This is a genomic window from Pseudomonas sp. NPDC007930, from assembly GCF_042958985.1.
Classification (GTDB): domain Bacteria; phylum Pseudomonadota; class Gammaproteobacteria; order Pseudomonadales; family Pseudomonadaceae; genus Aquipseudomonas.
This window is the reverse complement of the sequence record NZ_JBIBKC010000002.1, coordinates 115,694-129,806: the sequence shown is the minus strand read 5'-3', so window position 1 is coordinate 129,806 and position 14,113 is coordinate 115,694. Positions and strand designations below refer to the sequence as shown.

General features: G+C 65.9%; 15 protein-coding genes and 1 tRNA gene. 8 read left to right on the top strand and 8 right to left on the bottom strand.

The annotated features are described in order from the left end of the window. Positions 1–262: 262 nt before the first annotated feature. Positions 263–350: transfer RNA gene (locus ACFZCE_RS04990), tRNA-Ser, on the bottom strand. A 178-nt stretch (positions 351–528) separates the two neighbouring features. Here ACFZCE_RS04990 and ACFZCE_RS04985 point away from each other — a divergent pair. The 7 genes from ACFZCE_RS04985 (at position 529) to ACFZCE_RS04955 (ending at position 4,781) form a co-directional block, all read left to right on the top strand. Further along, positions 529–1,197 carry a Bax inhibitor-1 family protein gene (locus tag ACFZCE_RS04985; RefSeq protein ID WP_390936646.1) on the top strand — a complete coding sequence of 223 codons (669 nt, stop codon included), beginning with the start codon at positions 529–531 and terminating at the stop codon, positions 1,195–1,197. 108 nt (positions 1,198–1,305) lie between these two features. Continuing rightward, on the top strand, positions 1,306–1,698 hold the full coding sequence (gene tusD / locus ACFZCE_RS04980; protein WP_390936644.1) for a sulfurtransferase complex subunit TusD: 393 nt from the start codon (positions 1,306–1,308) through the stop codon (positions 1,696–1,698). 2 nt (positions 1,699–1,700) lie between these two features. After that, positions 1,701–2,060, top strand: a complete 360-nt coding sequence (gene tusC, locus ACFZCE_RS04975) for a sulfurtransferase complex subunit TusC (protein WP_390936643.1) — start codon at positions 1,701–1,703, stop codon at positions 2,058–2,060. Further along, the gene (tusB, locus tag ACFZCE_RS04970; RefSeq protein WP_390936641.1) at positions 2,060–2,335 is read left to right on the top strand and encodes a sulfurtransferase complex subunit TusB; all 276 of its coding nucleotides are present in this window, start codon (positions 2,060–2,062) and stop codon (positions 2,333–2,335) included. Before tusC ends, tusB begins: the two co-directional genes overlap by 1 nt. Further along, positions 2,332–2,667 carry a TusE/DsrC/DsvC family sulfur relay protein gene (locus ACFZCE_RS04965; protein ID WP_390936640.1) on the top strand — a complete coding sequence of 112 codons (336 nt, stop codon included), beginning with the start codon at positions 2,332–2,334 and terminating at the stop codon, positions 2,665–2,667. The genes tusB and ACFZCE_RS04965 overlap by 4 nt, the downstream gene beginning before the upstream one ends. After that, entirely contained in the window at positions 2,664–3,659 is a 996-nt protein-coding gene (locus ACFZCE_RS04960; RefSeq protein ID WP_390936638.1) for a glycosyl transferase family protein, read from the top strand. The genes ACFZCE_RS04965 and ACFZCE_RS04960 overlap by 4 nt, the downstream gene beginning before the upstream one ends. Positions 3,660–3,797: 138 nt before the next feature. Next, positions 3,798–4,781, top strand: a complete 984-nt coding sequence (locus tag ACFZCE_RS04955; RefSeq protein WP_390936636.1) for a glutathione S-transferase C-terminal domain-containing protein — start codon at positions 3,798–3,800, stop codon at positions 4,779–4,781. Here the strand turns inward: ACFZCE_RS04955 and ACFZCE_RS04950 are convergent. From ACFZCE_RS04950 to ACFZCE_RS04940, 3 genes are all read right to left on the bottom strand, one after another. Next, positions 4,723–5,586: a TIGR03915 family putative DNA repair protein gene (locus ACFZCE_RS04950; protein WP_390936634.1), complete on the bottom strand. Its 864-nt coding sequence runs from the start codon at positions 5,584–5,586 to the stop codon at positions 4,723–4,725. The genes ACFZCE_RS04955 and ACFZCE_RS04950 overlap by 59 nt on opposite strands. Then, positions 5,583–6,797: a putative DNA modification/repair radical SAM protein gene (locus tag ACFZCE_RS04945; RefSeq protein WP_390936633.1), complete on the bottom strand. Its 1,215-nt coding sequence runs from the start codon at positions 6,795–6,797 to the stop codon at positions 5,583–5,585. The genes ACFZCE_RS04950 and ACFZCE_RS04945 overlap by 4 nt, the downstream gene beginning before the upstream one ends. Before the next feature lie 101 nt (positions 6,798–6,898). Continuing rightward, positions 6,899–7,633, bottom strand: coding sequence for a WecB/TagA/CpsF family glycosyltransferase (locus tag ACFZCE_RS04940; protein ID WP_390936631.1), 735 nt, complete (start codon positions 7,631–7,633; stop codon positions 6,899–6,901). Between the two features lie 340 nt (positions 7,634–7,973). Between ACFZCE_RS04940 and ACFZCE_RS04935 the strand changes: the two genes are divergently transcribed. After that, positions 7,974–9,005 carry a cellulase family glycosylhydrolase gene (locus ACFZCE_RS04935; RefSeq protein WP_390936629.1) on the top strand — a complete coding sequence of 344 codons (1,032 nt, stop codon included), beginning with the start codon at positions 7,974–7,976 and terminating at the stop codon, positions 9,003–9,005. Here ACFZCE_RS04935 and ACFZCE_RS04930 read toward each other — a convergent pair. From ACFZCE_RS04930 to ACFZCE_RS04915, 4 genes are read right to left on the bottom strand one after another with little or no spacing between them, the layout of a single operon-like run. Then, positions 8,992–10,281, bottom strand: coding sequence for a hypothetical protein (locus tag ACFZCE_RS04930; protein WP_390936627.1), 1,290 nt, complete (start codon positions 10,279–10,281; stop codon positions 8,992–8,994). The genes ACFZCE_RS04935 and ACFZCE_RS04930 overlap by 14 nt on opposite strands. A 25-nt stretch (positions 10,282–10,306) precedes the next feature. Beyond that, a complete protein-coding gene (locus tag ACFZCE_RS04925) occupies positions 10,307–11,251 on the bottom strand; it encodes a glycosyltransferase (protein WP_390936626.1) in 945 nt (314 codons plus the stop codon). Between the two features lie 4 nt (positions 11,252–11,255). Next, positions 11,256–12,590 (bottom strand): oligosaccharide flippase family protein, encoded by a 1,335-nt coding sequence (locus ACFZCE_RS04920; protein ID WP_390936624.1) that lies wholly within the window; start codon positions 12,588–12,590, stop codon positions 11,256–11,258. A gap of 15 nt (positions 12,591–12,605) precedes the next feature. Further along, a complete protein-coding gene (locus ACFZCE_RS04915; protein ID WP_390936622.1) occupies positions 12,606–14,003 on the bottom strand; it encodes an undecaprenyl-phosphate glucose phosphotransferase in 1,398 nt (465 codons plus the stop codon). Positions 14,004–14,113 lie beyond the last annotated feature (110 nt).

The window sequence follows — 14,113 nt, the reverse complement described above, 5'->3', positions numbered from 1 at the left end:
GACTGGTCCCGATGATCGAGAAGCGCAACGCTGCCCATCCTTCGCAATACCTGCTGATCAGCAAGCACGGCAAACGAATGTCAGCGCCCATGCTAAGGCGGCGATGAGGGTCTACCGCCGCGTGGGCGTGACTGCGAAGCCGTCCAAACTAAGCCGAGTTCTGGAGCGGTTCCATTTCTATCATGGAACGCCTGCTAAAACCCTGACCAGCCAGACAACATTCCAGAAAGCAAAAAGCCCTGACTGATCAGGGCTTTGAATATGGCGGAGGCGTAGAGATTCGAACTCTAGGATAGTTGCCCATCGGCGGTTTTCAAGACCGCTGCCTTAAACCACTCGGCCACACCTCCTCGTTTTGCGGGCGCCATGATACCTCAATCCAACCCCTTGTCAAATCAACCTTTTCCCTGAAAACCCGGCCCCTTGCCCCGTTGATTTGCAACGGAGTATTTCCATAAACCCTTTCTCACTTGCCGCCAGCCGCTAAGCTTGGTTCAATCGTTGCATCCACTCAACAGGAGTCTCGCCATGCGCGAACAGGATTACAGCATCAACCGCGCGGAGGTGGCCCAGTCCGAAGTCGGCCGCGTTCTGCGCAACACCTATGGCCTGCTGGCGCTTACCCTGGCGTTCAGTGGCGTCATGGCCTTCGTCTCGCAGCAGATGCACTTCCGCTACCCGAACGTGTTCGTGGTGCTGATCGGCTTCTACGGTCTGTTCTTCCTCACCGCCAAGCTGCGTGATTCGGCCTGGGGCATCGTCTCCACCTTCGCCCTCACCGGCTTCATGGGGTTCATCCTCGGCCCGATCCTCAACCGCTACCTGGGCATGCAGGGCGGTGCGGAAGTGGTCAGCGCGGCGTTCGCGATGACGGCACTGGTGTTCTGCGGCCTGTCGGCCTACGTGCTGGTCACCCGCAAAGACATGAGCTTCCTCAGCGGCTTCATCACCGCGGGCTTCTTCGTGCTGCTGGGTGCCACGCTGGCCAGCTTCTTCTTCCAGATCAGCGGCCTGCAGCTGGCAATCAGCGCCGGTTTCGTGCTGTTCTCGTCGGTGTGCATCCTGTTCCAAACGAGCGCGATCATCCACGGTGGCGAGCGTAACTACATCATGGCCACGATCAGCCTGTACGTGTCGATCTACAACCTGTTCATCAGCCTGCTGCAACTGTTCGGCATCATGAGCAGCGACGACTGATCGCAGCCCGCTACATGGCCCTTGCAAACCCCCGCCCTTGTGCGGGGGTTTGTGTTTTTTCAGGCCTGAAGGTTTAGAATCGCCAGCAGTACTGTTCAAGAGAGCCCCATGAAGTTCGCCATTGCCGTGTTCGCCCCCGCCCACGCGCCTGCCTCCCGGCGGGCGTTGCGCTTTGCCGAGGCCGTGTTGGCCGAAGGGCATGAAATTGTGCGCCTGTTTTTCTACCAGGATGGCGTGCACAGCGCCTCGGCCAACGTGGTGTTTCCTCAGGATGAAACCGACATCGCCCAGCAATGGCGCGCGTTCATCGCCCAGCAGCAGCTGGATGCGGTGGTGTGCATTGCCGCCGCCCTGCGCCGTGGCGTGCTGGATGCGCGCGAGGCAGAGCGCTACAGCCGGCCGGCGGCCAACCTGCCGGCGCCGTGGCAGTTGTCGGGGCTGGGCCAGTTGCACGAGGCGGCGCAGATGGCCGACCGGCTGGTCAGCTTTGGAGGGGCATGAACATGGCTAAATCGATGTTGATCGTGACCCGCCAGGCGCCCTGGGCCGGGCCGTCGGCCCGCGAGGCCCTGGACCTGGCGCTGGCCGGCGGGGCCTTCGACCTGCCGCTGGCCATGCTGTTTCTCGATGATGGCGTATTCCAGTTGCAGGCCGGGCAGCGCCCCGCCTCGCTGGAACAGAAAGACCTTGGCGCCAACCTCAAGGCCTTGCCGCTGTTCGGGGTGGATGAATGCTATGCCTGCGCCCACAGCCTGGCCGCCCGGGGCCTGGCCGCCGAGGCCCTGGCGGTGCCGGCCGAGCCGCTCGACGCACAAGCGATCGCGGCGTTGTTCAACCGTTTTGACCAGGTGATCACCCTCTGATGGCAACCTTGCACGTGCTCTCCCACTCCCCCTTTACCGACGGCCGCATGGCCAGTTGCCTGCGGGTGCTGGGCGCCGAAGACGGCGTGCTGCTGTGCGGTGACGCCGTGTACGCGCTGGCCTCGGACCTGCCGCTGCCCCCTGCGCGGCTGTACGCGCTGGAGGAAGACCTCGCCGCCCGCCAGGTGCGCAGCACCTTGCCGGTGACCGCGGTTGATTACCCCGGCTTCGTGGCCCTGAGCCTGGCGTATAGCAAGGTGAACAGTTGGCTATGAATACCCTGCACGCCGACGGGCGCGAAATCGCCCTGGACAAAGACGGCTTCCTGCAGCAGTTGGAGGACTGGTCCCCCGCGGTGGCCGGCGAGCTGGCCGCCCGTGAAGGCATCGCGCTGGGCGACAGCCACTGGGCCGTGCTGCACGCCCTGCGGGATTTTTACCAGGAATTTCAGCTGTCGCCGGCCACCCGCCCGTTGGTGAAGTACACCGCCACGCGGCTGGGCGCGGACGTCGGCAACAGCGCTACCCTCAACCGTTTGTTCAACGGCACCCCCGCCAAGCTTGCGGCCAAGTTGGCTGGCCTGCCCAAACCGACCAATTGCATATGACCCCGCTCACCCTGCAAACGCCTGAAGAACACCCCTTCGCCCAATTCGTGCGCATTCTCGGCAAGGGCAAGCGCGGCGCGCGCGCCCTCACCCGCGAGGAAGCCCGCGAAGCCATGGGCATGCTGCTCGATGGCCGGGTCGAAGACACCCAGCTCGGCGCCTTCCTGATGCTGCTGCGGCACAAGGAAGAAAGCCCCGAAGAGTTGGCCGGTTTCACCGAAGCGCTGCGTGAGCGGCTGCGCGCGCCGGCGCTGGCGGTCGACATCGACTGGCCAAGCTACGCCGGTAAAAAGCGCCACCTGCCGTGGTTCCTGCTGGCGGCCAAGTGCCTGGCGGCCAGTGGCCTGAAGGTGTTCATGCACGGCGGCGGCGCGCACACCGCCGGGCGCCTGTACACCGAGCAATTGCTCGGGCCGCTGGGCATCCCCCTGTGCCGTGACTGGGCACAAGCCGAGCACGCGCTGGCCAACGGCGGCCTGGCCTTTATGCCATTGGGCGACTGGGCGCCAGCGCTGCAACGGATGATCGACCTGCGCAACACCCTGGGCCTGCGCTCGCCCATCCACTCCCTGGCGCGGATCCTCAACCCGCTGGGCGCGCGGCTGGGCCTGCAGAGTATCTTCCACCCGGGTTACCAGGCGGTGCACCGCGAGGCCAGCCAGTTGCTCGGTGACACAGCGATCGTGATCAAGGGCGACGGCGGCGAGATCGAGGCCAACCCCGACAGCCCCTGCCACCTGTATGGCACCGCCGCTGGGCTGAACTGGGATGAAGAATGGCCGGCGCTGGCCGCCCAGCGCCATGTGAAGCCCGCCACCCTGGAACCCGAGCAGTTGCTCGAGGTATGGCGTGGCGAGGCTGAAGACAGCTATGGCGAAAAAGCCGTGCTGGCCACCCTGGCCCTGGCCCTGCGTGGCTTGGGGCGCGCGCGGGAGGCGGCGTTTGCCGAGGCCGCGGCGCTGTGGCAGGGGCGCGACCGGGCGGCGCTGTAAGGGCCAGCCCGGCCTGCGCGGCCGAACCACCCCGCATCAGCTTTGCTGATAGTCACTACACCGCTTACCCCCTACTGCGGCAAAACTTTGCCCCGTACACTGCCCTCCAATTCAGCATTACGCACAGGAGTTGAGGGCATGGGCTTACTCGTCGAAGGGCAATGGCAAGACCGCTGGTACCAGAACAGCGAGGGCGGCGCGTTCGAGCGCCAGCCGTCGCAGCGCCGCCAGTGGGTCAGCCCAGCCGAGGGCGCGCCGTTCCCGGCTGCCAGCGGGCGCTACCACCTGTACGTGTCGCTGGCCTGCCCTTGGGCCCACCGCACGCTGATCGTGCGTGAGCTCAAGGGCCTGCAGGCGCACATCGGCGTGAGCGTGGTCAGCTGGTTGATGGGCGAACAGGGCTGGGCCTTCAACACCGAGCTCGGCGCCAGCGGCGATGCGCTGTTTGGCCACACCTACTTGCACCAGTTGTACACCCAGGACGCCGCCGACTACACCGGCCGGGTCACCGTGCCGGTGCTGTGGGACCGCGAGCGCCAGTGCATCGTCAACAACGAGTCGGCGGAGATCCTGCGGATGTTCAACGAGGCGTTCGATGGCCTCACCGGTAACCGCCTGGACCTCTACCCTGCCCCGCTGCGCGGCGAGATCGACGCGCTCAACGAGCGGATTTACCCGCGGGTGAACAACGGCGTGTACCGCGCCGGTTTCGCCACCCGCCAAAGCGCCTACGAGGCGGCCTTCGATGAGCTGTTCAGCGAGTTGGATACCCTTGAGGCACTGCTGGGCCGCCAGCGTTACCTGGCCGGTGAGTACCTGACCGAAGCCGACGTGCGCCTGTTCACCACCCTGGTGCGCTTCGACGCGGTGTACCACGGCCACTTCAAGTGCAACCTGCGCCGGCTGGAGGAGTACCCGAACCTCAGCCACTGGCTGCGCGAGCTGTACCAGTGGCCGGGCGTGGCCGCCACGGTGGACTTCAACCACATCAAGCGCCACTACTACGGTAGCCACCCGACCATCAACCCCAACGGCCTGGTGCCCAAAGGCCCGCAGTTGGACTTCAGTCGCCCGCACGACCGGGCGAAGCTGCCGGGCCAGGGGGTTTGGCAACGGCCATAGCCACCTGCTTGCCCTTGCGCAGGCCCACCCCGCGGGCCTGGCCGTCGCGGCGCTTGCCCAGTTGCGCGTCGCTGACCAACGCCGGGATCAACGGCCCCTCCGGCAGGTGTTTCCAGAAGCGCCCGGGCATGTGCCCTTGCATCACCTTGGGGTTCAGCCGCGCCGGGTTGAACAGGTGCCGGTAATACGCCAGCCACAACTCACCGCCCGGGTCTTCGCCGGCACGGGCCAGGGCTTGCCAGGCCGGCGGGCAAGGCCGTTGGTAGTTGAGGGTTGCGCCGTCGAACCAGGCGCCGTCGCTGGGCGTGGCGATCAACCAGCTGGCCTTGCCCATGCGCCCAATGAAGTGCTCGCAGCCGGCGCGCAGTACATCGTGGGCCGGTTCGTACCAGGCCACGAATTCCGGCCCCTGGCGCGCCGCCGGTAGCGGCACGAAGCGCAGGAACGCATGCAGGTGGTGGGTCTCGCGGCGTACGTGCTTGACCCGCCGCTGCAGCTCACTGCCCAATGCCTCGCCAGCCAGCATGGCCGTGCGGTCACCATGGGCCACCCGCCAGAGCACTTCATACAGCACGCTCCAGCGCTGCGGGCCGCGGTAGCCAGCCGCTTGGCGCAGCAGCTCGGGCAATTCCGGCGGCACCTTGGGCCGGTACGGCCCCGGGCCCACGGGCAGCTCGGCGCCGGCGCCGAACAGGTCGGCGGCGCCGTTCCAGCTCACCGTGCTCGGGTCGATACCGTGGCCCAGCAACTGCCGGGCCTGGGCGCGCCAGGTGTCGAAGCAATCACCACACTCGAGGCTGATCACCCGAACAGGCCCATCTGCTGTGGCGGCTGTTGCCATTGCCGGCGCAACGCCTGGCTGGTGGCGCCGGCTTGGCGCGGGTGGTAGTCGCTGGTGATGATGAACGGCCCGGCCTTGGCCACCACGCAGCGCAGGCGCACCAGGTCGTCGTAGCGAATCCGCCGCTGCCGGCGCAGTTCAACCAGGCGCTGGGCGCTGCGCAAACCGATACCGGGCACCCGGGCAATCTGCAGGGGTTCGGCGCGGTTCAAGTCAAGGGGGAAGGTCTCGCGGTTGGCCAACGCCCAGGCCAGCTTGGGGTCGATGTCCAGGGCCAGGTCGCCGGGGCCGGCGAGCAGTTCGCTGGCGGTGTAGCCGTAGCCGCGCAAGAGGAAGTCCGCCTGGTACAGGCGGTGCTCGCGCAGCAACGGTGGTGGCGCCAACGGCACGCTGGCGGGGCTGGCGGGGATGGGGCTGAACGCCGAGTAATACACCCGGCGCAGCTTGAAGCCTTGGTACAACGCCTGGGCGTTGTGCAGGATGGTGCTGTCGTCGCTGCTGTCGGCGCCGATGATCATCTGCGTGCTCTGCCCGGCCGGGACGAAGGCCGGCGCGCGGCGTTCACCGGCCACGGCCTGTTGGCCGCGCTGGATCGTGCCCATGGCGGCGCGAATGCTATGCCCGTGTTTTTCCGGGGCCAGCGCGCGCAGGCTGATTTCGCTGGGCAGCTCGATGTTCACGCTCAGGCGGTCGGCGTACAGGCCGGCTTCCTCGATCAGTGCTGGGTCTGCTTCGGGGATGGTTTTGAGGTGAATGTAACCGCGGAACTGGTGGGTTTCGCGCAGCAGCTTGGCCACGCGCACCAGTTGCTCCATGGTGTAGTCCGGCGAGCGGATGATCCCGGAGCTGAGAAACAGGCCGCTGACGCAATTGCGGCGGTAGAAGTCGAGGGTCAGGCGGACCACTTCCTCGGGGCTGAAGCGCGCCCGCGGCACGTCGCTGGAACGGCGGTTCACGCAGTACTGGCAGTCGTACAGGCAGAAGTTGGTGAGCAGCACCTTGAGCAACGACACACAGCGCCCGTCGGGGGTGTAGCTGTGGCAGATGCCCATGCCATTGCTGGCGCCCAGGCCGTCCTTGCCCTGGGAGCTGCGCTTCGGCGCCCCGCTGCTGGCGCAGGAGGCGTCGTACTTGGCGGCATCGGCGAGGATGCTGAGTTTGTCGATCAATTCCATGGCAGGCACGCATACACTGATTTTTTATACAGTATATTGCAGGGGCCTGGGCTGGCAAGGGCCGTTGGTCATGGGTGCCGGCCTTGAAGGCCTCCTTTGCCTCAAGAGCGCCGCTTCTGCTCACTGAACTGGCGCAGGATGATCGGCAATATCCGCCGCCCATCATGCCAGTAGCGCCCCGCCAGCCGGCGCGGTTCGCTGAGGATCCGGTGCAGCCATTCCAGCGAGAGTTTCTGCACCCACATCGGCGCGCGCTGCACCTTGCCGGAGAGAAAGTTCAGCGCCGCCCCGGTGCACAGCGCCACGCCGCGGGCACCGCCGCGCTGGGCGAGTTGCAGGCACAGCAATTCCTGGCGCGGCGAGCCTACCGAGAACACGATCAACTGCGCCGGGTGCTCTTCGATGAAGCGCATGGTCGCCTCCACCTCCTCGGGCTTGTTGATAAAGCCCATGGGCGGGTCGTAGTGCTGGAACTCGATGCCCGGGTAGCGCTCGGCTAGCACCTGCAGCACGTCCACCGTCGAGCCGATCACCGTGACCGTCCAGCCAAGGCGCTGGGCCTGGTTGATCATCGCGGCGGTCAGGGTGCTCCCGGGGATCGCCTCCGGCACGCCAGCGCCCAACTTGCGCAGCACCGGCATCAGCACGCGGCTGTCGCAGATGCGATGGCCGGCGCCGAGGTAGGCCTGCTTGAAGGCGGTGTCGTGTTCGAGCATCACCACGTGGTTCACATTGGTGGTCACCACGTAGTTGAACGGGCCAACCACGCGCTGGGTGAGCGCGCCGATCAGTTGGGCCTGGTCACCTGTATAGAAATCGATACCAAAAACTTTCATCCTGAGGGCATCCTGTGGGTGGTGTCGCGGAGCCGGGCGAACTCAGGCAGGGCGCGGCGTGCAGGCGCAACGGCGGCCCTGCTGGATGGCGGCTAACGCGCAGGCTTTTTGGCCAGCAGCGCGCACATCGACAGCGAAGTCCCGAATCAGAGCACTACAATGCAATATGGGCAGCAACGCAGTAAGGCTGCGGGCCGCTTCGACGGAGTCGGCGTTCTCGTCTGAAGCACAGCAATTCCATGCTTCTTTTCATCCAGAGGATGAGCCGATGATCAGATGGTTGGCTTCGCACACGCGCACGATGCGCCTCAGGCGCCCATTCAAGGCTCACAAGGCGGCTTTGCCGTTACGCCCGGCTACGTTGGCCGGGCTGTTGTTGTTGTTCAGTGCCGGCGGCGCCCTGGCCGCCAGCGATAAGATTCCGATGGTGTTACTTAATGTGTCTGGCGCCGAATTCTCCGAAGGGGTCTTCCCCGGTTCGGTCGGCACCAACTACTTCTTCCCGCAAGAGGGCTTCTTCCTCGCCTGGAAGGGCCGTGGCATCCGCTCGGTGCGTTTCCCGATGGTCTGGGAACGCCTGCAGCCGACCCTCAACGGCCCGCTGGACCCTACCTACGCCGGCCTGGTCGACAAAATGCTGGTGCAGGCCGCTTCGGCGGGCGTAACGGTGATCCTCGACATCCACAACTACGGCCGTTACCGCGGCCAGGTGATCGGTACCTCGGGGGTGCCGGTGTCGGCCTACAAAGACCTCATCAGCAAAGTGGCGCAGCGTTGGTACGGCTATTCGGCGCTGGAGGGCTACGACCTGATGAACGAACCCCATGACGATTCCGACGCCATGTGGCTGGGCGCCGCCCAGGCCGGCATCGACGCGGTGCGCGCCATCGACAAAAAGCACAAGATCATCATCGAGGGCCGTTCATGGGCCAGCGCCGCGCGCTGGCAAACCTCCAGCGCCGAGCTGGCGAGCCTGAAAGACCCGCAAAACAACCTGATCTACTCCGCCCACCTGTACCTCGACCCCGATGCCAGCGGCCAGTACGTGTACCCGATCAACAGCGCCACCTGGAACGACAACATCGGCGTGCAGCGCGCCACGCCGTTTATCGAATGGCTCAAGGCCAACGGCAAGAAGGGCCAGATCGGCGAGCACGGGGTGCCCGACAACGACCCGCGCTGGCTGGCCGCCACGGCCAAGTTGCTGACCTACCTGCGCAACAACTGCGTGCCGTTGGCGTACTGGTCGTCGGGCCCTTACTGGGGCGACTACAGCCTGGCGATCGAGCCCACCAACGGCGTGGCGCGGCCGCAATGGGCCGTGCTGCAGAAGTACCTGACCTACTCCAAGTGCACCGCTAACGGCCCCTGAGGGCCAATGCCGCGGGGGGCCTGGCCCCCTGTGGCAGCGGCGGCTGGCGCGATGCTTGCACCGTTGCACTGGCGCGGCCGAAGTACACGAACGCCGCCAGGGCAACCCCGGCGATGTCGCCGCCGTACATGATCGAGCTGGAGAAGAACAGGTTGATGAAGTTGAACGCCATGTCCAGGGCAAAGGCGCTGAGCAACGGCCCCTTGTGCCGGCACTGGCGGGCAATGCGCCAATAGCCCACGAAGTACACCAGCATGATCAGCGGGGTGATCAACCCGTAGCGGTACAGCACCCCGAGAATGCCCACGTCGGAGAGGTAGAAGTAGCTGCTGTAGAAGCGCGCGAAACCGCCCTCCCACTGCAGCGACAACGCGCCCATGCCCACGTACCAATTGGCCGCGCTGTCGCGCAGGATGATCGCCGTGGTGTCGGCGCGTACCCCGCCCGGTTCGCTGGCTTCTTCGATCAGCGCCATCAGCCGGTAGTACTGTTCATCGAACACGCTGGGCACCAGCAGGTACGCAACCACCCCCACCACCAGCGCCACCAGGCCGAGCTTGGCCAGGTTGCCCAGGCGCGCGCGGAACACCCACAGCGCCGCCAAGGCCCAGACCAGCATGATGTTGCGGGTTTGCAGCACCAGCCACAGGTAGGCGGCGAACACCCCCAACAGCAGCAGCGAGACCACCTCGACGCGCTGGCGCAGGCGGTACATCAGCATCATCGCGCAGATCGACACATAGCTGATGCCAATGCTGTAGCGGTCGGGGCGCAGCGGGTTGAAGCCGTAGTCTTTTTCGTCCACGTTGAAGCCCACCGAGGCGTTCTCCGGGATCAGCTTGCTGTAGTAGCCAAACCCCACCACCACGCAGGCCAGCGCGCCGTAGAGCATCCACCGCTCCAGTTGCGCCTGGCTCGGCTGGGCACGGGTCAGCAGGTAGAGCATCGGGAAGAACAACAGGTACAAAAAGCAGCGGCGCTCTTCGAGCAGGCCAAAGCCCAGCGGCTGGCCGAAGTGCCAGAGCGCGCCCAGGGCCGACATCAGCGGCATCGCCAGGCCCATGAACAGCACCCACAGGCTGGCCCGCGACTGCCACGGCCGCGGCCAGGCCGCCAGCAGCCACAAAGCGCTGGCTACCACCAGCGCCAGGAACAGCTCGCGCAGGTACGGCACCCCGGCCAGTTTGTTGTCAGTGAGAAACACGCAGCCGGAGTTGGCCACCACCAGCAGGCACAGCAGCGTGCGGGGTTGGATCAGCGCCTTTTGCATCGTCATGACCTCCTGGACCAAAACTACGACCTCAGCGCCACTGGAACGCCAGGCCTTCGGTAATCCCTTTGATGCCGTAGCGGATGTTCTTGCCGCTGTGGCGGTTCTGCAGCACGGTGATCGCCGCCAGCGCCGCCGCCGAGAACCAGGTGCAGGCCAGCGAATGGAAGCGCCGGTTGTACATGATCGCCGCGCGGTTGCGGTAATAGTGGAACATGTGGCTGCGCCCGCGGGTGCTGCCGCTGTCGCCGTGGCGGGCGAAGCTCTGGGTGGCGACCTTGTAGGTCCAGCCCTTGGCTTCGGCGCGGCGTTGCCAGTCCACCTCTTCGGAGTACATGAAGTAGCGGTGCTCCATCTCGCCGACGTCGTCGATCATCGCCGTGCGCACCAGCATGCAGGCGCCCATCAGGTAGTTCATCGGCGGCAGTTGGCCGTTGACCACCTGCGAGCGTGGCAGGTTCTTGCCGGCCAGGCGCGACTTGCCCAGCCACGGGAACAACTGCCCGCCGCCGATGCACTGCACCACCTCGGGCCGGTCGGAATACACCAGCACCGAGGCGGTGAAGCCGCATTTCGGGTCTTCGGCGAACACCGCCTGCAGCGCCTCGAGGCAGCCGGCCTCGACCATCAGGTCGTTGTTCAGCAGCCACACCGCGCCGTAGCCGGCGCGCCGGGCGTACTCGATGCCAACGTTGTTACCGCCGGCATAGCCATAGTTGCCCTTGTTGGCGATCAAAACCCGCTCATGGCGCTGGGCATAGCGGGCCACGCCGTCTTCGTCGAACACTTGTACATCCTGCCCGGCCGAGTCCCGCAGGAACTGCTCCAGGCGTGCCAGGCTGTCGTCGGCCGAGCCGTTGTCGACCACCACCATGGGGATGTTGCAGTGCGCGTCCAGCGCGCGGATGCAGTCGATGGTGGCGTCGGCACCGTTCCAGTTGAGGATGATCGCGCATACATCAGTGCTGTTGCTCATGGCCTCAGGCCTCCTGTGCCAAAGACGGCTGGGTGGCGTGCCAGGCATTGGCCTTGAGCACGACGATCACCAGCATCGCCAGGTAAATGACTATGTTCACCACGCAGATGGCAATCACCACCGCCAGTGCGTTGCCTATCCACAGCGCGCCAAAGGCCACCGCGCTGATGCGCAGTACCGTGGCCAGCACTTCAAAACCCAGAAACAACCCTTGCAGGCGCAGCGCCGGGATCGCCACCTGGCAGGGCAAGGCGACGAAATACGCCAGCTCCGACAGCGCCAGCCAGCGGGCGTACTCGCCCGCCTCGACCCAGGCCTGGCCGAACGCCAGGCTGAACAGCCAGGGCCCGGCCACGACGATCGCGCCAAAGGCCAGCGAGCCGACCGCGGCCATCGCGCCCACCCCGCGCAACAGCAGCCCGGTGACCGCCTCGCGGGCGTGGATCGCCTCGGTGATGCGCGGGTAGTACACGCTGCCCACCGCCTTGCCGATGAAGTTGCTGGGCATCGCCAGCACCTGCAGGCACAGGGCGAAGTAGCCGGCCGGCAAGGCGCCGAACAACGACGCCAGCACCAGCGTGGGCATGTGCACCGACAGCGCGTTGATCAACTGCTGCGGCGCGCGGAACAGCGGGAAGTCGCGGTATTCGCTGGCCAGTTCGCGCAGGGTTTTGCGCGGCGCCGCCGCTTCCGGGGCCGGGCGCTTGCCCAGCGCCATGCCGATCAACAGCATCAGGCTGTGCACCACGTAGTACAGCGCGGTGGTCACCACCAGCATGGTCGCGCTGTTCTGAAACCAGCCGCCGACACTGCGCATGCCGTTGTACACCAGCGCGTGGCAGGTGGCCGCGCGCGCGGTGAGGGCGTAGCGGCCGTGGCGGTACAGCCACTGCTGCAGCACCTCGAGCAGCGCCGAGCTGAACATCACCACCGGCAACAGCAGCAGGTACGGCGTAAGCAGTTCGAGGTTCCATTGCCGCGCCAACGCCGGGCCCCACAGCAGCAGCACCGCGGTGACCAACAACGACACCGCCAGCGCCACCCACAACGCCAGCCGGGCCAGGCCCTGGGCATCGCTGTGGCGCAACGGCAGCACGATCGCCATCGACCAGGTCAGCGCGCAGGCCGGGATCAGGATGATCGTCAGGCTGAGGAAGGTGCCGACCACGCCGAACGCTTCCGGGCCATAGATGCGCATGATCACCGGGATCAGCGCGAGGTTGATCAACTGCGCGCCGGCGGTGCCGCTGACGGCCGTCAGCAGGTTGCGCACCAGCCGGCTCTGGCGCAATTGCGCCAACAGCCCCTGGGGCATTTCCGGGGTCAAAGGGTGTTCCATCACAGCCTCCGCGGCTTAATAAATGTCGCGAGAAAACAGCGTGAACGGCGTCTTGATGAGGATTTTGATATCCAGCCACAACGACCAATGGTTGATGTAGGCCAGGTCACGCTCCAGGCGCCCCTGCATCTTGTCGAGGGTGTCGGTTTCACCGCGAAAGCCACTCACCTGCGCCAGCCCGGTAATGCCCGGTTTGATCCGGTGGCGGGCCATGTAGGCCATCAGCTTGTCGCAGTAGTAGTGGTTGTGGGCAATGGCATGCGGGCGTGGGCCCACCAGGGCCATTTCGCCACGCAGCACGTTGATCAGTTGCGGCAGTTCGTCGAGCGAGGTGCGCCGCAGGAACGCGCCAACCTTGGTCACCCGCGAATCGTTGCGGGTGGCTTGTTTGACGTCCTGGTCGTTGTGCACGCGCATCGAGCGGAACTTGTACACCTGGATCACCTGGCCGTTGCAGCCGTCGCGGCCCTGGCGAAAGAACACCGGCCCGGGCGAGGACAACTTCACCGCGATGGCTGCGGCGATCAGCACCGGCGACAACGCCAGGATCGCCAGCAGCGCCAGGCTGCGGTCGATCATGTCTTTGCCGAAGGCCGCCGCCGGGTGCGAGCTGAGCGGGGTTTCGTTGAGGTAGATGGCCGGGAACTGCTCGATCTGCGAGATCGACTGGTTCAGCAGCATCATGCTGCCGAAGTCCGGCACCCAGACCACGTCGACCGCCAGGTCGAGCAAGTCGACGTAGATCGACTCGATCTGCACCATGCGCTCCAGCGACAGGGTGATGTACACCCGCCGCACCTGCTCGCGCTGCACGATGCCGCGCAGGTCGGCCAGGCTGCCAAGCACCGGCTCGCCGGCGATGCTGCCCTCGGCCTCGGCCAGGCTGGCGGCATCCGGGGCGACCACGCCGAGTACCGGCACCCGCGGCTTGAGCTGGCGGGCCAGCTTGCCGACCAGTTCACCGTTGCCGATGATCAGCGCCTTGCGGTCTTTTTTCAGGCGCTGGGTGTGGCGGTTCAGCGCATAGCGCAGCGGCACGAACGCCGCGGCCTGGGCCAGGTAGCCGAACAGCGCCGCCTGCAAGGCCAGGTCGAACTCGATGTTGGCCGGGCTGCCGGTGATCAACACCACGATCGCCAGGGCGCAGACCAAGGCCATCCAGCCGGTGAACAGGCGCATCAGCCCAGGCAGGTAGTCCAGGCGTTTGTGGTACACGTGCAAGAAGCTGTACACCGGCACCGAGGCCAGCACACCGATCAACATCAACACCCGGTACTCCGGCGGCACGCCGCCGAAGTGAGCGTACAACAGGCTCCACAGCAGCAAGCCGGAGAGCACGCTACCGGCAAGCCACATGGCCCAGAAGGTCAGGCCCCGACGGTTGACCATCGGGTGCAAACGAGGCGCGATCATGGGGGGTCCCTCCGCAGGGCGGGTACGGCATGGAAGAAAGGCAGGCACGGCAAGGCCGGCCCTACGCCTGGCGGGGCCGGCTTCCCCCCAGAGGTTGGGTGGGAGGCCGG

Excerpts from the sequence above, each read along its gene's own strand:
- ACFZCE_RS04985 (WP_390936646.1), top strand. The coding sequence starts at position 529 with ATGCGCGAACAGGATTACAGCATCAACCGCGCGGAGGTGGCCCAGTCC.
- tusD (WP_390936644.1), top strand. The coding sequence starts at position 1,306 with ATGAAGTTCGCCATTGCCGTGTTCGCCCCCGCCCACGCGCCTGCCTCC.
- tusC (WP_390936643.1), top strand. The coding sequence starts at position 1,701 with ATGGCTAAATCGATGTTGATCGTGACCCGCCAGGCGCCCTGGGCCGGG.
- tusB (WP_390936641.1), top strand. The coding sequence starts at position 2,060 with ATGGCAACCTTGCACGTGCTCTCCCACTCCCCCTTTACCGACGGCCGC.
- ACFZCE_RS04965 (WP_390936640.1), top strand. The coding sequence starts at position 2,332 with ATGAATACCCTGCACGCCGACGGGCGCGAAATCGCCCTGGACAAAGAC.
- ACFZCE_RS04960 (WP_390936638.1), top strand. The coding sequence starts at position 2,664 with ATGACCCCGCTCACCCTGCAAACGCCTGAAGAACACCCCTTCGCCCAA.
- ACFZCE_RS04955 (WP_390936636.1), top strand. The coding sequence starts at position 3,798 with ATGGGCTTACTCGTCGAAGGGCAATGGCAAGACCGCTGGTACCAGAAC.
- ACFZCE_RS04945 (WP_390936633.1), bottom strand. The coding sequence starts at position 6,797 with ATGGAATTGATCGACAAACTCAGCATCCTCGCCGATGCCGCCAAGTAC.
- ACFZCE_RS04940 (WP_390936631.1), bottom strand. The coding sequence starts at position 7,633 with ATGAAAGTTTTTGGTATCGATTTCTATACAGGTGACCAGGCCCAACTG.
- ACFZCE_RS04930 (WP_390936627.1), bottom strand. The coding sequence starts at position 10,281 with ATGACGATGCAAAAGGCGCTGATCCAACCCCGCACGCTGCTGTGCCTG.
- ACFZCE_RS04925 (WP_390936626.1), bottom strand. The coding sequence starts at position 11,251 with ATGAGCAACAGCACTGATGTATGCGCGATCATCCTCAACTGGAACGGT.
- ACFZCE_RS04920 (WP_390936624.1), bottom strand. The coding sequence starts at position 12,590 with ATGGAACACCCTTTGACCCCGGAAATGCCCCAGGGGCTGTTGGCGCAA.
- ACFZCE_RS04915 (WP_390936622.1), bottom strand. The coding sequence starts at position 14,003 with ATGATCGCGCCTCGTTTGCACCCGATGGTCAACCGTCGGGGCCTGACC.